The following is a 19714-nucleotide window of genomic DNA, read 5'->3' on the forward strand; positions in this document are numbered from 1 at the left end:
CACTCCACCGGCCCGTCCTGGTGGCCGGGCCAAACGCCAGTCTAGGTGCCTTACGTGGTCCTGCCGTGCGGGGTGGAGATCGACCTCAGCAAACCGTTGAAGGACAAGCAGGAGGAGATTCCTTTCCTCCAGTTCTTCGATGCGGTCCTCGATTTTGTACTTGGTGAAGATGTCGCGGACGTTGTCGGAGAACGCGTTGATGTAGGCGAGGAGATTCTCGCGCAGGTTCTACCGGCCCTGCTGCGTTCGGCGAGCCGGTCGCACTCGAGCCCTTAGCCTTGATCGGCTTGGCCTCCGGCCTTCAGGGTCTCATGCGCGGTAGCGTGACCGGCGGAGCGGTACCCAATGTGATCATGGCGCCACGATGCCTCACCCAGAAGTGTCTTGAAGCCGACTCTTTCGTCATAAGTCGACGCCTCTGCTTACGCGACAGGGTGGCAAGACAGGGTCTGCGACCGTAAGGCTACTGGATCTGGACCGGCGCCATCGAGGCGGCCGATTCGGTGATACCAGCCGCAAACATGGTGACGCTCACGATTCGCCTCCTTTCAGATATGGGATTGTGGGGGCCACCACACGGCAGCCCCCACAGTTAGCTGGACTACTGGCGGGAACCGCTATCGGTTCCTGTGCCACCGTGTACGGCTACGAACCGCCATGTGTACGAGCCGTTATCATTCAGGCTCATACGCAGGTGACCCCACGTATCGCTGAAACGCTTCTGGACGTACGCCGGGCTGGACGTGAACGCCCTCAGGCCGATACCGCCCGTGGATACCTGAAACTGCTGCATCCCATCGGTGGTGCACTGGTCAGCGTTGTTGACCGGGCACGTGCGCTCGTAGTTGTGCTGGCTACCCGAGAGCAGGACCTTCACCCTGTTCTTGTGGAACACGTCGATCCAAGGCTTGGCCTCCGTGAAGCGGCTGTGTGAGGACGTGTTCGACGTGAAGTACGGGTCATGGTAGACGACTGCCAGGTGCTTCCCCCGAGCCTTGGCGGCTGCAAGGTTGGCGTCAATCTCGGCTGTCATCGCCTGAGCACGTATGGCGTTGTAGCGCCACGCTCCGGTGGGGGCGAACAGGATGTGCCAGTTGCCCTTGTCTACGGAGTACCACTCGTGAGCCGCCTGAAAACCTGCCGCCGTGCCTGAGCCTTCAGCGTTCGTGCGGGTCAGGTCAGTGCTGGTGGCCGACTTGGCGGTGCTTCCACACGCACCATCCATCCACTTGTCGAACTCGGCGTTACGTCCGGGCTCGTGGTCGTGGTTCGGTCCAGCCGTCCACAGGGTCTTCGCCTTTACGGGACCCCATCCTGCGGCTTCCCACTTGGCGAACGTGTCACCCGTGTAGCTGCTGTTCGTGCAGTTGCCGGCGCTGTACTGGAAGTCACCGATACCGATGAAGTTGTCGAGCGTCCCATCGGCCAGTCCCGCCTTGATGCTGCTGGCGTTCTTGCCCGAAGCTGAGGTCGTTGATGTGTTGCCTGACGGATTCATGTCACCCACGGCGGCGAAGTCGAACGACCCTCCTGTCGAAGGAGGCGGTGTCAGGGTAGGCGTAGGAGTCGGCTGCGTGATGGTTGCGGGGTTGTGGACGCGGACCCAATCGACCCGCATTTCACCTGCACCGTTAGCGGAGCTGTTCGGGAACCAGTCAAGCTGCAGAGTCTGGTGCATCGGGCCGGGAGGCTGATGGCCGGGCGTGTTGTCCTCGAACCACTTCACACCATCCACGTATCCGACGATCCCGGCTGGGGACCAATCGACCGCGTAGTTGTGGAACTGGCTGACATCAAGGGCCTTCGACCCTGAGGTCTGCAGGTTGTCGCACGAGTAGTGGGTGAAGAACTTGATGACGTTCCAGTCGCCGGTTGTCTCAGCGAAATCAACCTCACCGTCGCACGGCCAGTTCCCACTGTCAGGCCAGAGGATGCTGACCATGTGGTACTCGTCGTCGCCTGAGCCTGCGGCTCTGACTTCCCAACGCCCGTACATCTGGTTGGCGAACTTCGCGCTCAGCCCGGCTGTCGTACCATCCGGGGTGCCAGTCAGGACTGCCTTCGTCCCGTCGACGGTGACCTGCGCTGGGCTGCGGAGTCCCTTACCTGCGTGACCAGCCGAGTTGTAGACACTCCATTTAGCGGCGTCAGGCGCTCCTGTGTAGTTGAACTCGTCCCCAGCTACCACAGGACCCCAGTTCTGGGTGGAAGCAGCTGTCGTACCATCACCCGTTAGGGGAGGAGGAGGCGTTGTCGGGGTGGTCCCGGTCGGCTCTGTGGTGATGACGAGCTTCGGGCGGAGAGCGGGGTCAGGGGACTCGTCGGACTTGAACCCGATCCACTTCTGGGCACCCGATTCGAGCGTGAAGTTGTTCGCCCCAGCCACCGTAGCGGCTGTCACGTCCCACTCCACCCACGAGCTACCTGCGAAGCCACCAGTCTTGCCCAGCCACGTCCCACGGGCGGGTGCGTTTTTCCACGTGACACCCGTCTCGGTCCAGTCGCCGGTCGTCTTGTAAACGTTAACGAACTCAGTGGCTGTTGCGCTCGCCTCTGCGTAGGCCCGGAGCTTGGCGGATACGATCCGCTCTCCTGCCGGTACGACCACATGGAACTTGAGGAGGGCGTTGCGCCGCATGGAGTTGCGGCCCTCTGTGCTCCAACGGACGCTGTTGCCGTAGTTCGTGGTTGGGAAATCAGCCTGAACGTACGTGTCCGCTACCGGAGCGATGGAGACTGGTGCGCTTACCGCTGCACGAGTCCCTTCAAATGTTGGTGCTGAGCACCCTGTGGCAACCAACGCAGACAGGGCGACCGCGGTCAATGACTTCCTCATGGAGAGGACCGATCAAGTAGAGCGCTTGTTGATTTTTTGATGACGTTCACTTTCTGATGGGCGTGGCTGAGAAGGCCATGCGACCGAGCTGACGCCTCCCCAGACAACACAGCACCATGAAGGGGCCCGGAGCGTTGTTCCACGAGTGGATGAGACCGCAGCGCCGGGCTTTCAGAACTAGGTAATTGAGATGTGACCAGTGTTACCCGTGGTCCTGGAGTGAGGAGATACTCAGACGGCCAGGAGAGCCAATATTGTGCAGATACTGCGTCCGCCTTTGACAAACGAAAGGGCGGCCCCCGTCCGCGTGGCCGCCCTGCTGTACATCACGAGCCGAGGGGCTACGGGCTTCCGCCCACGCTGTCCTCGCTGTTATTGGTGACGACCCGCAAGAAGTCGGTCAGCGCACCCCAATCCACCTCGAGGTTGTTCACCTGCTCCTCATCCACCGCTATCTCGGCGTACAGGTTGGTCGAGCCCGACCTGATGAGGACATGCCCGCGTTCGCTCGGTTTGGATGGTCCATGCCGAGTACGCGCCGAATCCTGCTGGGCGTGGCCAGGACGGAATGGGCGCTCCAGAATGACGGCCCGCATCTTCGGTCTCGGCCCATGGGCGCAGTCAGTGCAGGTGCACCGCCGCCTGGCTTACGTCCCCGGTGACGTGCGGCTGTGGCCCAATCTCTCCGGCGGCGAAACGAAGGTAGCTCGCCAGTCATCGCATCCGGCCGACGGGGGCGGCAAGCAGTAGTTCCGCGGTGCCGCCCGCCTCCTCCTGGCGCAGCCGGAGGATCGCCTTGGTGCTGGGAGCGGCCTCGGTGGTGCTGGTCATGGTCCTGACGGCATTCGGCGCCTGGGTCTCCCTGACCGTCTCGCACGGCACCTCCGTGGAGGGGTGGACCGTGTGGGAGACGGCCGCGGCCCAGCTTCCCGCAGCACTCATCTACCTCGCCGTCCCCGCGCTGGTGTTCGTCCTCCGACCCTCGGCCACCATCGCGATGGGCTGGGCACTCCTGGGAGCCGGCGTCGTCCTCGGCATCTTCGGTGGGATGGTGGGCCTGGACCAGGACGTCCGGCACATCTCCCCGTTCTCCCGCACCCCAGTGCCGAACGGTACGACGAGGGACTGGACCGGTGCGTGGTGGATGCTCGACATCGCTGTCCTTGCCGCTCTCACGGCCCTCCTCGGCATGAAGCGGCGGGCGATCACGACGGCATGAGGGCGGCAGGAGGCAAAGGTCGCCAAGAGGTCCCGGGACGGTGAATCTCCTGCGGACCGAGGAGCCCTGGGCCTCGCGCTACTGCTTGCCGTACTTCCGGTGGACTGCCTGCTTGCTCACCCCGAGGCACTGGGCGATGGCCTCCCATGACAATCCGGCCTGACGGGCGCTCCGGACGAGGCCGGCCTCTGCACGCCCTACCTCCCGGTGTAGTTCAGCAACGATCTGCAGGGATTCAGCGGGTCCCTTACCATCCATCGATCCAACGAGTGTCTTCAATCCCTTCACCTCCATTTGTCAACACTAGTTGACACTCGGGGGAGAGGCAAGGGCTCGTGGTCCGGTTCGGCTTCCGTGCACTGCGACCCCTTAGTCGCGTACGGGGTCGGAGCCGTCCGCTCTAGTCGCGGATCCGCACCGCGGTCTCCCGCAGGTACAGGTCCACGCGCGTGTAGGCATCACGGGTCAGGGCTTTCCAGAGTTCGACGGCGAGCCGCGGGTCCTCCTTCTCGACGGTCCGGATGGCCTGTGCGGTCAGCACCTTCACGTGCACGGTCTCCAGCGCCTTCACCGTGGTCTCCTGCCGGTTGTCGCTGCCCAGCGCCAGTTCACCGAAGGTCATCCCGGCACTCAGGGTGGTGAGCTTGAGGCGCTCGCCGGAGGGCCCGGGGACGGAGGTCACGATCTTGCCCGAGAGGATGAAGAAGACGCCCCCGAAGGACTGCCCGACCCGGCGGACCACGTGGCCCTTCTCGTAGGTGCGGTCCTCCATCCGGTGCGTGAGCGCCTCGACGTCCTCGTCGCTGAGGGGACTCAGCGCAGGGCACTGTGCCACCTCCACCTCCGACGGGAGGATGAGGTCCCCGCCGTACCGCGTGATGAGTTCGTTCTCGCACCATTCGACGGCGGCGGTGCGCGTATCCAAAGTGGGCACGGGGCGATCGACGTCCCGGAAGGTCTCCGCCAGGGTGCCCTCGCCGTCGATCAGGACCAGCTCGCGGTCCACCTTCGCCAGGTTCTCACGGCACTGGCCCAGCAGGCGGAGGGAGACGTCGGCCACCTCGTCCACCCGGCGCAGGTCGAGGATGACGAAGTCGACGCCGTCGTCCAGGCTGCTGAGTGCGCGGACCATCGACTCGGTGCCGGCGAACAGGAGGTCCCCGTTGAGTTCGATCACCATGGCGCGGTGCCCCTGGTCGCGGAGGACCTCCATCGCCTCGTCGGTCCGTCGGATGCCCGAGGGTGCGGCCGTGATGTCGTAGGTGGCCCGGATGGCGGACCGCCCGGCCCGCGCCGCACGCACGAAGTGCAGTTCCATGTCACGGGACAGCCGCTGGCTCGTGGCCATGCCCCGCACGCTGCTGCCGTGCTCGTCCAGCGGTGGCGAGTACACGGCGAGGCCCACCTGGCCAGGCAGGACGGCGATGGTGCCGCCGCCCACTCCGCTCTTGGCCGGCATTCCCACGGTGCTGATCCACGATCCGGCGTCGTCGTACATGCCGCAGGTGGTCATCACGGACAGGACCCTCTCGACGGCCAACAGGTCCATCGCCTCGACACCCGTCAGCGGGTTCCGCCCGGCGTTGGCGAGCGTCGCCGCCATGACGGAGAGGTCGATGCAGTTCACCATCACGGAGCACTGCCGGAAGTAGTCCTCGATGACGGGCGTGGGATCGTCCTCGATGATGTCGAAGGACCGCAGCAGGTAGGCCAGGGCACGGTTGCGGTGGCCGTGCTCGAGTTCGGAGCGGAAGATCTCCTGGTTGACGCCCAGCTGCCGGCCCGCGAACTGCGAGTAGGTGTTCACGATGCGCCGGAAGCGCGTGTTGCCGCCCCGGGACTGGACGAGCGAGGTCGCCGTCAGGGCGCCGGCGTTGATCATCGCGTTCGAGGGGCGTCCGCTGCCCGGTGCCAGCGAGATCTCGTTGAAGGAGTCGCCCGAGGGCTCCACGTCGACCTTCGCATCGACCGCCTCCATCCCCAGGTCCGACAGTGCCAGCCCATAGGTGAACGGCTTGGAGATCGACTGGATGGTGAACTCCTCCCGGGTGTCACCGATCTCGTACATGTACCCGTCGACGGTGGTCAGGCAGATGCCGAAGTTGTCGGGGTCGACGTTCGCCATCGCCGGAATGGTGCTGTAGGGCTTCCCGTCCCGCAGATCGGAGATCTCCCGGTGGATGGTCCTGAGGTAACTTTCGATCGGCGATTCCATGCTGTCCACCCTACGGGGACGGCAGCACTGCCTCCCCGGCACCGGCCGTCAGCGGGTACGCAGCGTGTGGCGGATGGAGAGCACGAAGAGCTGGACGACGGCGGTCGCGACGCCGAGGAAGATCAGGGGAGGGGCGGCCGTGACGGTGTAGTTGAACCAGGGGTTGCTGTACGGCGTGCCCATCTGCCCCAGGGTGAGCTGCTCCATGTACTGCTGCTCGTGGATCATCGGGGCCGAGAGGAAGTACACCCCGAGGGCCACGAGCACGGCCGCGACGACCCAGGCCCAGACGTCGAAGGGATTGCGGGGCGGGATGAGCCTTGGCTGCCCGGGTGCCTCGGATCCGACCTCGCGGATCACCGAGGGGGCAGCGGTGTCTTCTGTCGGCCGGGGCAGTGCCGGCGCGTGCGGCGCGGGAGACACCGCTTTGGACGCGGCCTCCGCAGGATTCCCGCGCTGGTAGATCCCGTCGTAGCGCGGGTCGTGCGTGTTCTGCATGCGGTCGCTGCCCATCTGTTTCCCCCTGGAAGAACGAATGCCAGTAAAGCACGGGCCACGCCTGTTCGCGCCCAGCGCAGCAGCGCCGCGGCGCCGGCCGCACCGGACGGCGCAACTAGACTGGCGAGCCGGTGCAGTCGCACCGATGACGGATGGACGACGTGATGTCACGACGGAGGGACCATGGCCAGGAATGCACGGGCGAGCGCCACGATCGCCCCGCGACTCTCCCTGCGGGCACCGCGGGACGTCACCCGGGTCGAGGAGCCCCACCTGCTCGACGGCGACCACCGGGAAGGGGAGCTGTATGAACGCGCATCCTTCGACGGTGAGGAGCTCGCCGGGATCACGCTGCAGGAATGCATCCTGCAGGGAGTGTCACTCAACGACACCGAGCTGCGCGGCGCGCGGTTCATCGAATGCGCCGTCGACGACCTCTTCGCCCCGGTCTTCCGCGCTCCGCGGAGCAGCTGGCGTGAGACGTCGCTGCGGAGCACGCGGTGGGGTTCGGCGGAGCTCTACGACAGCCGGCTCGACGGTGTGCATCTCGACGGAGGCAAGCTCGACTATGTGAATTTCCGCAGCGCGCAGCTGACGGATGTGCTCGTGAGCGGGTGCATCATCGGAGAGCTGGACCTCACGGGCGTGCGGGCAACCCGGCTGGCCCTGCAGGACTGCACGATCGGCACACTCACGCTCGACGGCGCCCAGCTGAAGGACGCCGACCTCCGCACCAGCAGCTTCCGGGGTATCAGCGGCCTCGACGGCCTGCGTGGCGCCACGATCGACGAGTACCAGCTGCAGCTGCTGGCTCCTTTCCTCGCCGACAGCATGGGCCTGCGCGTCGAGGGCTGACAGGCGGAAAGGTGCTGTTGTGCGCCGGTGCTGCGGGTCATCCCGCTGCGGGGTACCCCGGGCCGGTGGGGTGCGACGTCCCGGAGGGATGCCCTGGTCCCGGAGGATGTGCAGGGCCCGTGGGGTGGCGCTCTGCGCCGTCGTCCCGGAAGGCCGGATGCGACCCCGCCGCCGGGCGCTGCGATTCGAGGGGCGCGGGGGCTCCCGATGGCACGCGCCCATCGGAGGACACGGGTGCGGCCCGCGCATGGGGCGAGGGGACCGGCGGGCCGGCGACGGCGTCCGGCATCGCCTGCGACGGGCGGGTCATCCGCGGCGCGGCAGCGGGCGGGGTAGTGGGCCGGGCCATGGGGGCAGTCGGGGCCGGAAAGGGCCCGACGCCGGCAGGCTGCTGCGCGTACTGCGCGCGGTCGTACTGCGCCGGATCGTAGCCGCCCGGCTGTTCCGGGTGCAGTTCCTGTGCCCAGGGGTTGCGAACCGGCGGTACCTGGTACCCGTACGGCGCGCTCCCGCCCGCTGCCGGAAGGGCGTACGAGAGGTAGGCGTGCTCGAGCGGGGCCTGCGGAACGACCGTGCGGGTCCGGTCGATGCCGCGGCGGTTCGCGAGGCGGACGATGACACCGGCGGTCACCGCCAGGGTCGCCACGGACACGAGGAGCCCGCTCACGGATCCCTCGGTGGAGTTGACGTCGACCAGGCCGAAGGCGCCGAGCACGAAGATGGTCATGTTGTTGATCGCATGCACCGCGATGGCCGCTTCCAGGCCGCCGGTGCGCCAGGTGATCCAGCCGGCGACGACGGCGAAGATCGCGACGTCGGCCTGGCCGAGCGGATCGTAGAGGTGGCCGAGGACGAACAGCGGCACGGGCAGCAGGATCGCGAAGGCGGGGTGGCGGAGCCAGCCGCCGACGGCCTGCATCAGGAAGCCGCGGAACACGTACTCCTCGGCCGCGGCCTGGAACGGGACGGCCAGGAGGGAGAGGGCCAGCAGGACGACCAGGGTGGACGTGTCCTGCTGCACGGGCGCTGCGGCGGCCTCCTCCGGGAAGAGGAAGCCGAGAACGGTGGAGATGCCCAGGCTCACCAGGAACACGGCCAGGGCCGCGGCGGCGCACAGGCCCAGCCAGCGCCAGCGGATGCGGCCGGCGACGGACGAGAGCAGGCCGAGGGGCCGCGGTCCGGTGACCAGCACGGCGAGCGCGAGGGCCGGGATCATGAGGATCAGGGAGACCAGGGTGAAGGCGAAGATCGCCGGGTCGCTCAGGTCGATCGCCGCCGCTGCGTCGAGGTACTGCGAGACGTCCGCCGACGTGCTGAGTGCGGCGACCGCTCCCGCGATCAGCAGGATCACCGTGAAGACCACGTAGAAGGCGATTCCGAGCAGCGCCGTGAGGAGCGGCTTCCACCACCGGTACTGCGGCCACGAGCGGGCCAGACGGTGGAATTCGAACTGCTGGTCGACCTGTTCCATGCTTCTACCGTAGTGCGGATTCCTTGGCGCTTCCTGCGACGGCTTCCCCGCGGTCCCGACGGTGGCGGAGGTGGCCCAGGAGGGTGACGACGGCGGAGAGCAGTGCGGAGACGGCCACGCCGAGCCAGAGGTCCACCTTCAGCGTGAGGGCGCCGACGACGGCCCCGGCCATGATGAGCGCGATGGCGGAGAAACGGCGCGCCCAGAAGGGACTCTTCCCGCCGGCGAGCCGGGAGTCCGAGGCGAGGCCCGTGATGGTGGAGGTCACCACGACGGTGGTGATCTCGGCGACCTTCAGTCGTTTGGCCGTCGCAGCCTGGATGCCCATCATGGTTGCGAGCACCGATGTGGTGATGCTGCCGAGCACCTCCTCGGCCTGCACGTCGACGAGCGCGACGTACACCGCGAGGGCGGTCAGTCCGAGGGTCACCGTGAGGAGCGTGCTCGAGGTGCGGGCCGACCACCCCTCCGGCCCCTTCCGCAGGACGCGGCCGGCGAGCGCCGCGCCGACCATGAAGAAGGCGAGCGCGAGCGCGGGCCGGAGGACGGGCAGGCCGGTGCCACCCGTGAAGGCCATGCCGAGGAGGACGACGTTGCCCGTCATGTTGCCCGTGAACACGCGGTCGAGGCCGAGGTAGCCGACGGCGTCGATGACGCCGGTCGAGAACGTCAGGCCGAGCATGAGCCAGAGATGGAGCCGGTCCGTCGCCACGCGCTTCTTCACGATGATGTCCCTCGTCTGCAGTCTTGCCGCGAATGTATACGACGCCTATCGTCGTAGCGTTGATTGTATTCAATCCGCACCGGCCCCTGAGAACGCCCCTGCCGCTGCGCACGATCGCCCCGGGCGCTCCCGTCGAAAGGCAGCCGATGACGTACACCTCCCCTTCCTCCTTCACCACGCGACCTACCCTGCAGGGCACCTTCGGCATGAGCGCATCGACGCACTGGCTGGCCACGGCATCGGCGCAGGCCGTGCTGGAACGCGGCGGCAACGCGTTCGACGCCGCCGTCGCCGGGGCGTTCGTCCTGCATGTGGTCGAACCGCACCTCAACGGACCGGGAGGCGACATGACCGGTGTCTTCGCCACCGCCGAGGAGCCCGGCAGGCCCGTCGTACTCATGGGTCAGGGCCCGGCACCGGCCGCCGCGACCCGCGAGCACTACCTTGCCGAGGGGCTCGAGCTCGTCCCGGGCGCAGGTGCGCTCGCCGCGGCGGTCCCTGCTGCCGTCGACGCCTGGCTGGTCCTCCTGCGCGACCACGGGACGTGGGAGCTCGGGGATGTCCTGGCCTTCGCGATCGGCTATGCCCGCGACGGCCACCCCGTCCTCGGCCGCGTCGGAGCGACCATCGCCGCCGTGGCGGACCTCTTCACCGAGCACTGGCCCACGTCGGCGGCCCTCTGGATGCCCGAGGGCAGGCCGCCACGCGAGGGCGAGGTCGTCCGGAACGAGGCATACGCCCGCGTCCTCGGGTCCCTGGTCGGCGCGGCGGCCGACGGCGCCACGCGAGCCGAGCGCATCGACGCCGCCCGTCTCGAGTGGCGCACAGGGCTCGTCGCCCAGGCGGCCGCCGAGTTCGTCCGGAGGCCCCACCGGCACTCCTCCGGGCTGGACCACGCGGGCGTCCTCACCGTCGAGGACTTCGCCGGCTTCGAAGCCGGGTACGAGGAGGCGACGACCCTCGAGTTCCGCGGGTACACCATCGCCAAGACCGGGCCCTGGGGTCAGGGCCCGGCGCTGCTGCAGACCCTCGCCATCCTCGACGGGTTCGACGACGAGCGCCTCGACCCATCCACCGGGATCGGCGCGCACACCATCCTCGAGGCGCAGAAGCTGGCCATCGCCGACCGGGAAACCTACTACGGGGACGCCGACGTCCCGCTGGACCACCTGCTCTCCCAGGAGTACGCCGCCGAGCGGCGTGCCCTCATCGGGGATGAGGCGTCGCTCGAGTTCAGGCCCGGGAGGGTCCCTGGCGTCGACCCCTTCACTCCTCCGCTCCGGGTCGACTACACCCCGCCCGCCCTCGCCGGCGGCAGCGGGTTCGCCGGAGTGGGCGAACCGACCGTCTCGCGCAGCGGGGAGACGCGCGGCGACACGTGCCACATCGATGTCGTCGACTCGCAGGGCAACATGGTCTCCGCGACGCCGAGCGGAGGCTGGCTGCAGTCCTCACCCGCCATTCCCGAACTCGGGTTCTGCCTCGGCTCCCGGCTGCAGATGACCTGGCTGGAGGACGGGGCGCCGTCCACCCTGCAGCCGGGCAAGCGGCCCCGTACCACGCTCACCCCGACGCTCATCCTGCGGGACGGCAAGCCCGTCGTCGCCCTCGGATCACCCGGTGGCGACCAGCAGGACCAGTGGCAGTTGCTCTACATCCTCCGCACCATCGTCGGACGGTACACGCCGCAGCAGGCCATCGACGCACCGTCCCTCCACACCACGTCCATCCCCGGCTCCTTCTGGCCGCGCATCTGGGAACCGGGCGGTGCCGTCGTCGAGGACCGGCTGGGCGAGGACGTGATCGCCGACCTGGAGCGCCGGGGCCACGTCATCACACGGGCGGGGGACTGGGCCCTCGGCCGGCTGTCCTGTGTCACCAGGGACCCCGAGACCGGCGTGCTGTCCGCCGCCGCCAACCCCAGGGGAGCACAGGGCTATGCCGCAGGACGCTGACCACCGGACGGGCGCTGCGGATGCGGCCTGAGCAGGACGCCGCAGCGCCCCAGCGCGTCCTCGACGCCATCCGCCACGACATCATCTTCGGCGTCCTGCACCCGGGCGCCCGGGTCACGGAGGCCGCGCTGGCCGCCAAGTACGGCGTGTCACGCGTACCCGTGCGGGAGGCACTGCGGGCGCTGGAGGCGGAGGGCTTCGTCGAATCGAGACCCTACGCCGGTTCCACGGTGGCGGAGATCCCGCTCGACGACGCCGAGGACCTGTTCGCCGTCCGGCGCGTCATCGAAGCGACCATCGCACGCCGCGCCGCACGTCGGGCGGCAGCGCAGTTCGTGGCCGATGCGCCGAGCACCGGATGGTTCCCCGCGAGGCGCGCGCTCGCGGAGATCCTCGACGACGGCGACCGGGCCGTGGCCGACGACGCCCTCGCGGACCTGCCCGAACTGAACATCCGCTTCCACCTGGGGGTCGCCGAACTGAGCGGCAGCGCATCGCTTGCCGCGCTCCTCCGGCAGATCTCGGGCAAGATCGAGTGGCTCTACGCAGCCGACGTCGACAACCGCGGGAAGCAGTCCTGGAGCGAGCACCGGGGAATTCTCGCGGCGATCGACGCAGGGAACGAGGCCGAGGCGGAGCGGCTCATGGCCGGGCACGTGGAATCCTCCCAGCACGGATACCTGGAGCGGTTCTCCGCGCCGGGCCGGACGGGGTCCGGGACTACAGGAACGGGCGCAGCGGAGCGAGGATGAATTCGCTGACCCGGGCCACGACGTGCCGGCTCTCCCATTCCTCGCGGCTCAGCAGCCGGCAGTTGGAGGAGTCCACCGCGAAGATCTCCTCCATGGTCGCCGCAAGTGCGCGGTCGAAGATCTCCAGGTTGATCTCGTAGTTCCCGGTGAGGCTGAGGCGGTCGATATTGGCGGTACCGATGGTGCTCCACTCGCCGTCGATCGTCGCCGTCTTCGCGTGGATCATCGAGTTCTGGTACAGCAGGATCTGGACCCCGGCGCCGATCATCGCCGAGTAGAAGCCGCGGGACAGCCAGTCCGAGACCACGTGGTTCGAGTCCTCGGGCAGGATCACGCGCACGTCGACGCCCCGGCGGCTCGCTCGCAGCAGGGCTTCGAGGATCTGCCGGTCGGGGATGAAGTACGCCATCGTGATGAAGATGTGCCGCTCGGCGCGGTTGATCGCATCGAGGTAGACGCCGCGGATCGGGAACACGAGGTTGGCCGGGATGTTGTTCACCGCACGGATGCGCGGCTCCCAGAAGGAGGCGCTGAGGTCGGGGAGTTCGGGCCGGCGCGGCATGGCGCGGAAGTTCCAGAAACTGACGAACGCCTCCCGGAGCTCCCAGACCGACGGCCCGCGGATCTCGAGGTGGGTGTCGCGCCATTTCGTCGCGTAGTCCGAGCCGATGTTGTATCCGCCCACGAACCCGACCTCGTCATCCACCACGAGCACCTTGCGGTGGTCGAAGCCCGTACCGCGGATGTTCGTGAAGACGATCGACGGACGGACCACCGGGAAGCGGTAGGTGTTGACGAGCGGGTGGAATCTGTAGAAGAAGGGGTTGACCACGAGGTTGGCGAACCCGTCGTAGATGACGAAGACCTTCACGCCACGCTCCGCGGCACGGTTCACCGCGTCCCGGAACCGGGTGCCGACGTCGTCGCCCTTCCAGATGTAGGTCTCGAGCAGGACCTGGTGTTCGGCCCTGTCGATGGCCGCGATCATGGCGTCGTAGAGGTCCTCCCCGTAGGTGTAGACCGTGGTGTCCGTGTCGGCGATCGTCGTCCTGAAGGTCCCCGGCTGGGGGAAGCCGTCCCGCCTGGTGCGCTGGCGCTTCTGGTACGTATCGACGCCGACGAGTCCTGCGATGACCACCGCCTGCGCCGAGAGGAGCGCGATCGCTGCACGCTTGACCGTGCCCCGTGCGAAGCCCATAACCGTGGAATGCCTCAGCCAGCCCATGCGCCCAGCGTATCGCCCCGGGCCGCGCCGGGTGTCGCCACGAGGAGGGCGCCTAATGGCCGCCGACTTCGATAGCCTGCGCCACAGCCGAGTCCACGCCGGCGCTCCAGGGGAAGCCGTGGCCCGGCAGGACGGTCCGGGCCCCGGTGGAGCGGAGCCCCTCGAGGGAGCGCAGGGCGGTCGCGGTGTCGGCGGTCGCCGCGCGCGCGACGACCTGCGGGCCGGGATGGCCGGTATAGGGGTCGAGCGTCACCAGTGCGTCACCGCTGATCACGGACTCGCGGTCGGGGAAGTGCAGGGCGCAGTGGCCCTTCGTGTGACCGGGGGTCGGGACCAGTAGTGGCGAACCGGGCAGGGCTGCGGCGGCCTCGGGAGTGAGCGGGAGGGTGTCCGGAACTCCTTTGACGGCAAGGGCTCCCGCGGCGCTCATACGCAGCAGGCCGGGGATGGCGCGCGGATACCGCACCGGATACAGGAACGGGGAACGCTCGTGCTCGTAGCTGTACGGATGGGCGGCGAGGAAGGCGTCGTCGGGGTGGCAGTACACCGGGATCCCGTACTTCGTCCGGAGGTGCTCCGCCGTGCCCACGTGGTCGAAGTGACCGTGGGTCAGGACGACGGCGCGGATGTCCTGGACGGTCCTCCCGATGCGGGAGAGTGCCTGCAGCAGCAGGGCCTTCGAGCGGGGCAGGCCGGTGTCCACCAGCAGGACGCCGTCGTCGTCCTCCACCAGGTAGACGTTGGTCCGCGCATGCTCGAGGTAATGGATCCCCGGGGCGATATCCGTCCTGATCATGCCTCTCCTTCCGTCGTCACCTGCGTCCGACCCTAGGCGCGGTGGCGCGCTGCAACAAGGGGAGCACCAGAGCGGTCCCGTAAACTTCCCTTATCCCGCGCGCGTCGCTAGCTAGAGAGCCGGATGGACAGGACACGACGGCGGTGCCGCTTCGGACGCGCGTCCGGAGCGTTCCCGGAAGGCACGGAGATGACGACGGGCATGGGTGAACACGAGCAACGGAGCGGTACGTGCGGCTAGAGGAGCATCTGCTGCTCGCCGTCGGCCGTCACGTCGCCCGGGAGGGGCTCGATGAGGTCCGGGCCGTTGTTCCGTACCGAGCCGACACGGGGCCCCACGCGGCGGGGGACGAGGTGCGGATCGGGGATGGCGTCGAGCAGTTCCTGGACGGCGGGGCGGGAGTCGTTGCGCGGGTCGAGCCAGTCGCCGCGCAGCACGGGCGGCACGATCACCGGTGTGCGGTCGTGGATCTCACCGAGGGCATCGCTCGCCGGGCGGGTGATGATGGTGCAGCTCACCACCCAGGACCCCTGCGGGTGCTCCTCCGACGCCGTCGCGGGATCCCGCCAGAACTCGTACAGCCCGGCGAACCCGAGCGCGGCGCCGTCGGGGTCGTGCAGGTAGAGGGGGGTCTTGGAGCCGTCGTCGTTCTTCCGCCACTCGTAGTACCCGTCCGCCGGGACCAGCCCACGGCGCTTGAGCGCGGCCGCCCGGAAGGACGGCTTCTCCAAAACAGTCTCGCTGCGGGCGTTGATCATGCGCGCACCCACCGCTGCGGACTTCGCCCAGGAGGGGATCAGGCCCCAGCGCGCGGGTTCGAGCCGCCGCGTGAGCTCCCCGGTGTCCGGATCGAGCCGCTCGACGACGAGCTGGACGGTGTTCGTGGGTGCGACGTTCCACGAGGGTTCGATCTCGTCCTCCAGCGACTCGTCGACATCGAACGCGTCGATGAGGTCGGCCTTGTTCCCCGCGATGACGAAGCGTCCGCACATACCCAGGTCTCCTGTCTCCCGGCGGAAGGGAGTAGCGTGGCCCCGCCGCCGGCGGCAGGGCCACGACGGGCCTACTTCTTCTTGCTGTCGAGCAGGAGCGACAGGGCGACGCCCACGAGCCAGACGTCCTTCGCCACGGAGGTGCCGTCCTGCGTCGGGCGGATGCCGTCCTCCTGTGTGAGTTCCGGAGTCTTCAGGTACATGGTCATCATCCCCGTCGAGAAGGCGAGCAGGGCGAGGCCGGCCAGCTTGCTCGGGATGAACGGGGCGAGCAGTGCCGAGCCGATGGCGATCTCGGAGGCCGCCAGCGCCTTGCCGAACTGCTGCGCCTGGAGCTGACCGATCTGCGGGAAGGCCTTGGCCGCCATGGCCTGCATGTATCCCGCGGACCCCTCGTCCAGGTTGGTCTTCCCGAGTCCGGAGTTCAGGATGAAAGCTCCCGTGGTGAGGCGGAGGGGGATGTGACTGGGCCGGAATGCCATGATGCTTCCTTTCGCTGCGCGGTTGGTGCTTCGAGTGGAAGCCTACGACGCGTGCTGCCGCCCCGCCAGCGCTCCTGCTCGCCCCGGCGGCCCTTGGCAACCGGCCCCGGCCGGGATGACGCCGGAGGAGAAGTGCCCTCCCCGGGCCGGACCGGCAGAAGTTTCCCTGATGTTCGCCGACCTGCCGGGGCGGGTTCAGGCGATCAGCAGGTGCCTCTGCTGGAATGGGGGAGCCTGACCACCAGCGAGCGGAGTAGGTTCCCATGCACCCCCGGACAGCAGAACACCCCCGGCCACAGCACTTCCTCCTGCACCTGAGCGACACGCACCTCGTCGGCGGTGACCGCCCGCTGTACGGGGCGGTGGACAGCGAGCAGCGCCTCCGGGACCTGTTCGAGGACCTCGAGGCATCGGGTGCGCGGCCGCAGGCGATGGTCTTCACCGGGGACCTCGCGGACAAGGGGGAGCCGGGGGCGTACGCGAAGCTGCGGGCCATCGTGGATCCCGCAGCGGCCCGGCTCGGGGCCCGGGTCATCTGGGCCATGGGCAACCACGACGACCGCGCCGCCTTCCGGGCGGGCCTCCTCGACGGACAGCCCTCCTCCGCCCGTCCCGACGCTCCGGTGGACGCCGTCCACTTCGTCGACGGGCTGCGCATCATCGCCCTGGACTCCACGGTCCCCGGGCACCACCACGGCGAGTTCACGACCGGCCAGCTCAGCTGGCTCGCCCATGAGCTGTCGGTCCCGGCGCCCCACGGGACCATCCTCGCCCTGCACCACCCTCCCGTCCCGAGCGTTCAGGAGCTCGCCGCGCTGGTGGAACTGCGTGACCAGCGCTCGCTCGCCGACGTGATCCGTGGGTCCGACGTGAGGACGATTCTCGCCGGCCACCTCCACTACTCGACGACGGCGATGTTCGCCGGCGTCCCCGTCTCGGTGGCGAGTGCCACCTGCTACACGCAGGACCTCCTGTTCGAGGCGGGCGGCACCCGCGGACAGGACGGCGCCCAGTCCTACAACCTCGTGCACGTGTACGAGGAGACCATCGTCCACTCGGTGGTCCCCTCCGGCCGGCACGGGTCCGTGGGAGAGGTGGTCCCACGCGAGGAAGCCCGGCGCCGGCTCGAGGCCCACGGCGTGACCATCGACGACGGAAGCGGGGCCCGCCGCCGGCTTACGTCCGCCGGAGGCCACTGGTAAGCGAACCGGGCGTCAGGACACCAGTGAGCCGGGCAGACCGACGGGAAAGAGCGTCCTCGGGTCCTGCAGGAGCGCAGGCGGGTCGAAATCGGAGCGCCGCAGCCAGCCGTGCAGCCGGGCCTGCCGTAGCAGTCCGTCCTCGTGCATGAGTACCGGGCCTACCCGCCCGGTGCGGAAGTGCTCGCCGTCGGGATCGGCGATCGCCACGGCGTCCCCGTCCTCGATGGCCTCCTCGAACGTGTGGAGCTGCCGCTCCCACTTCGGGGCCGCGCGCCCGCTGGGCGGCTCGGGCGGCATGAGCAGCGTGGCGTCACCCTCCGGTGGATGCGACGCCGCCCGCCAGACCCACAGGCGCGGGCCCTCCGGCTCCGCGGGGATGCGCTCCTGCTCGGGGGAGGGCCAGTAGTACGGCAGGTCCTCGGGGACGCCGGGGAACCTGCTCCGGTAGATCTCCGGCGCCTTCTGGATCAGGTTGGACTGGTGGCTCACGTGGAATGCCGGATCCCCGAGCCAGGGCGGCATGGGCACGGCGGGATCGTCCAGGACGTGCGGGGCGAACTCCAGGATCTGCCGGTGCGTCGAGTCGGCATGGCCGCGGGAGACCCATTCGGCGACCATGGCCAGCCCGTAGACGGTCAGGGCGGGGACGTAGCCCATCCACATGCGGATCGCCGGGTGCTGCCGCCAGCCGTAGTCGGGGATGACCAGGGCGCGCAGAGCCTGCAGGGTCTCCACCCGCTGCTTGCCGAGCCTCGCCTGGTCCAGGACCGCGGCGCTCGCCGCGAAATCGGGGTAGGGCAGGAAGGTCTGCATGCGGCCAGTCTTGCACGCACCGCCGCATCCGGCCCGGGAGGCTCAGATCTCCCAGGGGGCCTTGACCGGGAAGTACTTCTCGAGGAATTCGGTCACCCGGTGCGCCCGCTCCTCGGCCGGTACCTCGGGGAAGCTGCCGTCGTTCAGGCAGAAGAAGTCGTGGTTCCGCTTGTCGAGCAGCTTGTTGAGGCTCTTGAGCCCGGAGCGCATGGTCGTGTCCACGTACTTCACCTTCGCCATCTCCTGCGTCACCGCGCGGCCCGTCAGCAGGGCGTAGTAGTGGTACAGCGAGTTGGTGACCGAGATGTTGTCCTTGGCGCGGAAACGCGATGCGGCGGTGGCGGCGAAATCGGCGGCGAACTCCGCCTCCATCTCGAGCAGGACGCTCTTCCGCAGGGGCGCCGCGGTGTGTTCGAGGTGACGCGTGGTGATGCGGCCGAAGCGCGCGTGCAGCAGGCGCCGGTTGACGCGCGCCGCGTTCTCGAAACCGCTCCGCTCGGCGTCGTTCTCACCCAGCCCGATGCGGGTGTCCGCCTCGATGAACTTGGTGATCCCGCCGGGGGAGAAGAACATGTCCGGTGCCACGGGACGCCCGAAGAACATGTCGTCGTTCGAGTAGAGGAAGTACTCGGACAGTCCGGGGATGTGCTGGAGCTGGGCTTCGACGGCCTGTGAGTTGTGTGTGGGCAGGACGGAGGGGTCCCGGAAATGCTCCTCCGACGGTACGAGCGTCACGGTGGGGTGGTCGGCGAGCCACGCCGGCCGCTCGGAGTCGGTGGCGATGAAGATCCGGCGGATCCACGGCGCGAACATGTAGACCGAGCGCAGCGCGTACTTGAGTTCGTTGATCTGGCGGAAGCGGGCCTCGTGGTCATCACCCTCGCCCACCACCACGCCCTGCATGCGGGCAGCACGGGCGGCGCGGTACTCGGGGCTGCTGCCGTCCACCCACGAGAAGACGAGGTCGATCTCGAAGTCGATGTCCGTGGCGTGGTCGGCGAACATGTTGTCGATCGTGGGCCAGGTGAGGCCGTGGCGCTCCACCTTGCCGCGCACCACTTCGGCCGCCGGCAGCACACGCCTTGTCAGGGAGTTCTCCACGGGCAGTTCGATCGTGGTCCCGCCGAGCGCCCAGAGTTCTATCTGCACACCGGCCGACGGCCCGTAGGCGAGGCCGCCCACGGGTTCGATGCGGGGGCGGAACAGGCGGAAGATGCGGGCTTTGCGGCTGTGGGAGAGGTCTCCGTCGCTGACCAGCAGCGTGGTCCGGCGCTTCGTGTCGACCGTGCGGGAGTAGAAGGGCTCGTCACGGCACGCCTCGACGAGCGCGGCGCGGAGGGCTTCGCGGTCGTCGAGGTCGACGGCGATGACCGGACGCTGGTCGTTGCCGCGGACCAGGAGGAACCCGATGCCTGCGGTGTCCAGGACGGAGCGGATGAACAGCAGGTCCTCCACCATCGCCTGGTGCGGCGTGCGGTCGGAGTTGATGAGCGTGAAGCGTCCCTTGACGGTCGTGATGTCGGAACGGCCTTCGAGACGGGCTACCGCGGCGCGAGAGGCCGATTCAAGGATCTCGGCTTCATTTTCCGGCTCTGGTGCGCCGAAATAAATGTCGTGTTGGGTAACCAGGTCTGTAATCGGAGCCTCCGGAAAGTGGATGGGTTTATTCCCCATGATAG

19 protein-coding genes are annotated in these 19714 nt (G+C 68.3%); 6 read left to right on the plus strand and 13 right to left on the minus strand.

Going from position 1 to position 19714, the window contains the following annotated elements; all coding sequences use genetic code 11:
* Positions 1-45 precede the first annotated feature (45 nt).
* Entirely contained in the window at positions 46-276 is a 231-nt protein-coding gene (locus ACX80I_RS10405; RefSeq protein ID WP_459345037.1) for a hypothetical protein, read from the plus strand.
* Positions 277-601: 325 nt separating this feature from the next.
* Here ACX80I_RS10405 and ACX80I_RS10410 read toward each other — a convergent pair whose 3' ends face one another.
* Entirely contained in the window at positions 602-2836 is a 2235-nt protein-coding gene (locus ACX80I_RS10410) for a CBM96 family carbohydrate-binding protein (RefSeq protein ID WP_459345038.1), read from the minus strand.
* 714 nt (positions 2837-3550) lie between these two features.
* The gene (locus ACX80I_RS17290) at positions 3551-3667 is read right to left on the minus strand and encodes an efflux permease Rv1217c-related protein (RefSeq protein ID WP_525929867.1); all 117 of its coding nucleotides are present in this window, start codon (positions 3665-3667) and stop codon (positions 3551-3553) included.
* Here ACX80I_RS17290 and ACX80I_RS10415 point away from each other — a divergent pair.
* Positions 3666-4055, plus strand: a complete 390-nt coding sequence (locus ACX80I_RS10415; RefSeq protein ID WP_459345039.1) for an efflux permease Rv1217c-related protein — start codon at positions 3666-3668, stop codon at positions 4053-4055. The two genes, ACX80I_RS17290 and ACX80I_RS10415, sit on opposite strands and share 2 nt — an antisense overlap.
* A gap of 78 nt (positions 4056-4133) precedes the next feature.
* On the opposite strand, the gene ACX80I_RS10420 is transcribed toward ACX80I_RS10415, so the two are convergent.
* The 3 genes from ACX80I_RS10420 to ACX80I_RS10430 all read right to left on the minus strand — a co-directional run bounded on the left by ACX80I_RS10420 (position 4134) and on the right by ACX80I_RS10430 (position 6783).
* Positions 4134-4349 (minus strand): AsnC family protein, encoded by a 216-nt coding sequence (locus ACX80I_RS10420; protein WP_459345040.1) that lies wholly within the window; start codon positions 4347-4349, stop codon positions 4134-4136.
* A gap of 106 nt (positions 4350-4455) precedes the next feature.
* Positions 4456-6270: a glutaminase A gene (gene glsA / locus ACX80I_RS10425; RefSeq protein WP_459345041.1), complete on the minus strand. Its 1815-nt coding sequence runs from the start codon at positions 6268-6270 to the stop codon at positions 4456-4458.
* Between the two features lie 48 nt (positions 6271-6318).
* Positions 6319-6783 (minus strand): hypothetical protein, encoded by a 465-nt coding sequence (locus ACX80I_RS10430; RefSeq protein WP_459345042.1) that lies wholly within the window; start codon positions 6781-6783, stop codon positions 6319-6321.
* A gap of 168 nt (positions 6784-6951) precedes the next feature.
* Between ACX80I_RS10430 and ACX80I_RS10435 the strand changes: the two genes are divergently transcribed.
* Positions 6952-7623, plus strand: coding sequence for a pentapeptide repeat-containing protein (locus ACX80I_RS10435; protein ID WP_459345043.1), 672 nt, complete (start codon positions 6952-6954; stop codon positions 7621-7623).
* Between the two features lie 37 nt (positions 7624-7660).
* Here ACX80I_RS10435 and ACX80I_RS10440 read toward each other — a convergent pair whose 3' ends face one another.
* Complete coding sequence (locus ACX80I_RS10440) at positions 7661-9094, minus strand: CPBP family intramembrane glutamic endopeptidase (protein WP_459345044.1); 1434 nt, start codon at positions 9092-9094, stop codon at positions 7661-7663.
* Positions 9095-9098: 4 nt separating this feature from the next.
* Positions 9099-9818, minus strand: coding sequence for a YoaK family protein (locus ACX80I_RS10445; protein ID WP_459345045.1), 720 nt, complete (start codon positions 9816-9818; stop codon positions 9099-9101).
* Between the two features lie 146 nt (positions 9819-9964).
* Here ACX80I_RS10445 and ACX80I_RS10450 point away from each other — a divergent pair, with 146 nt between their 5' ends.
* Positions 9965-11773: a gamma-glutamyltransferase family protein gene (locus tag ACX80I_RS10450; RefSeq protein WP_459345046.1), complete on the plus strand. Its 1809-nt coding sequence runs from the start codon at positions 9965-9967 to the stop codon at positions 11771-11773.
* Positions 11774-11793: 20 nt separating this feature from the next.
* The gene (locus tag ACX80I_RS10455) at positions 11794-12525 is read left to right on the plus strand and encodes a GntR family transcriptional regulator (RefSeq protein ID WP_459345047.1); all 732 of its coding nucleotides are present in this window, start codon (positions 11794-11796) and stop codon (positions 12523-12525) included.
* Here the strand turns inward: ACX80I_RS10455 and ACX80I_RS10460 are convergent.
* From ACX80I_RS10460 to ACX80I_RS10475, 4 genes are all read right to left on the minus strand, one after another.
* On the minus strand, positions 12494-13750 hold the full coding sequence (locus tag ACX80I_RS10460; RefSeq protein ID WP_459345048.1) for a phospholipase D-like domain-containing protein: 1257 nt from the start codon (positions 13748-13750) through the stop codon (positions 12494-12496). The genes ACX80I_RS10455 and ACX80I_RS10460 overlap by 32 nt on opposite strands.
* 52 nt (positions 13751-13802) lie before the next feature.
* Positions 13803-14546: an MBL fold metallo-hydrolase gene (locus ACX80I_RS10465; protein ID WP_459345049.1), complete on the minus strand. Its 744-nt coding sequence runs from the start codon at positions 14544-14546 to the stop codon at positions 13803-13805.
* Positions 14547-14782: 236 nt separating this feature from the next.
* Complete coding sequence (locus ACX80I_RS10470; RefSeq protein ID WP_459345050.1) at positions 14783-15538, minus strand: SOS response-associated peptidase; 756 nt, start codon at positions 15536-15538, stop codon at positions 14783-14785.
* A 71-nt stretch (positions 15539-15609) separates the two neighbouring features.
* Positions 15610-16020 (minus strand): hypothetical protein, encoded by a 411-nt coding sequence (locus ACX80I_RS10475; protein WP_459345051.1) that lies wholly within the window; start codon positions 16018-16020, stop codon positions 15610-15612.
* A gap of 263 nt (positions 16021-16283) precedes the next feature.
* Here ACX80I_RS10475 and ACX80I_RS10480 point away from each other — a divergent pair, with 263 nt between their 5' ends.
* Positions 16284-17222, plus strand: coding sequence for a phosphodiesterase (locus ACX80I_RS10480; RefSeq protein WP_459345052.1), 939 nt, complete (start codon positions 16284-16286; stop codon positions 17220-17222).
* A 12-nt stretch (positions 17223-17234) separates the two neighbouring features.
* On the opposite strand, the gene ACX80I_RS10485 is transcribed toward ACX80I_RS10480, so the two are convergent.
* Positions 17235-18035 carry an MSMEG_6728 family protein gene (locus ACX80I_RS10485; RefSeq protein WP_459345053.1) on the minus strand — a complete coding sequence of 267 codons (801 nt, stop codon included), beginning with the start codon at positions 18033-18035 and terminating at the stop codon, positions 17235-17237.
* Positions 18036-18077: 42 nt separating this feature from the next.
* Entirely contained in the window at positions 18078-19709 is a 1632-nt protein-coding gene (locus ACX80I_RS10490) for a stealth family protein (RefSeq protein ID WP_459345054.1), read from the minus strand.
* Positions 19710-19714: the final 5 nt, after the last annotated feature.

It is taken from the genome of Arthrobacter rhamnosi, assembly GCF_054510855.1.

What these genes read in the sequence shown, in the direction of transcription:
- ACX80I_RS10410 (WP_459345038.1), bottom strand. Translation starts at nt 2,836, where the DNA reads ATGAGGAAGTCATTGACCGCGGTCGCCCTGTCTGCGTTGGTTGCCACA.
- ACX80I_RS10415 (WP_459345039.1), top strand. Translation starts at nt 3,666, where the DNA reads ATGGTCCTGACGGCATTCGGCGCCTGGGTCTCCCTGACCGTCTCGCAC.
- ACX80I_RS17290 (WP_525929867.1), bottom strand. Translation starts at nt 3,667, where the DNA reads ATGACCAGCACCACCGAGGCCGCTCCCAGCACCAAGGCGATCCTCCGG.
- ACX80I_RS10420 (WP_459345040.1), bottom strand. Translation starts at nt 4,349, where the DNA reads ATGGAGGTGAAGGGATTGAAGACACTCGTTGGATCGATGGATGGTAAG.
- glsA (WP_459345041.1), bottom strand. Translation starts at nt 6,270, where the DNA reads ATGGAATCGCCGATCGAAAGTTACCTCAGGACCATCCACCGGGAGATC.
- ACX80I_RS10430 (WP_459345042.1), bottom strand. Translation starts at nt 6,783, where the DNA reads ATGGGCAGCGACCGCATGCAGAACACGCACGACCCGCGCTACGACGGG.
- ACX80I_RS10435 (WP_459345043.1), top strand. Translation starts at nt 6,952, where the DNA reads ATGGCCAGGAATGCACGGGCGAGCGCCACGATCGCCCCGCGACTCTCC.
- ACX80I_RS10440 (WP_459345044.1), bottom strand. Translation starts at nt 9,094, where the DNA reads ATGGAACAGGTCGACCAGCAGTTCGAATTCCACCGTCTGGCCCGCTCG.
- ACX80I_RS10450 (WP_459345046.1), top strand. Translation starts at nt 9,965, where the DNA reads ATGACGTACACCTCCCCTTCCTCCTTCACCACGCGACCTACCCTGCAG.
- ACX80I_RS10455 (WP_459345047.1), top strand. Translation starts at nt 11,794, where the DNA reads ATGCGGCCTGAGCAGGACGCCGCAGCGCCCCAGCGCGTCCTCGACGCC.
- ACX80I_RS10460 (WP_459345048.1), bottom strand. Translation starts at nt 13,750, where the DNA reads ATGGGCTGGCTGAGGCATTCCACGGTTATGGGCTTCGCACGGGGCACG.
- ACX80I_RS10465 (WP_459345049.1), bottom strand. Translation starts at nt 14,546, where the DNA reads ATGATCAGGACGGATATCGCCCCGGGGATCCATTACCTCGAGCATGCG.
- ACX80I_RS10470 (WP_459345050.1), bottom strand. Translation starts at nt 15,538, where the DNA reads ATGTGCGGACGCTTCGTCATCGCGGGGAACAAGGCCGACCTCATCGAC.
- ACX80I_RS10475 (WP_459345051.1), bottom strand. Translation starts at nt 16,020, where the DNA reads ATGGCATTCCGGCCCAGTCACATCCCCCTCCGCCTCACCACGGGAGCT.
- ACX80I_RS10480 (WP_459345052.1), top strand. Translation starts at nt 16,284, where the DNA reads ATGCACCCCCGGACAGCAGAACACCCCCGGCCACAGCACTTCCTCCTG.
- ACX80I_RS10485 (WP_459345053.1), bottom strand. Translation starts at nt 18,035, where the DNA reads ATGCAGACCTTCCTGCCCTACCCCGATTTCGCGGCGAGCGCCGCGGTC.
- ACX80I_RS10490 (WP_459345054.1), bottom strand. Translation starts at nt 19,709, where the DNA reads ATGGGGAATAAACCCATCCACTTTCCGGAGGCTCCGATTACAGACCTG.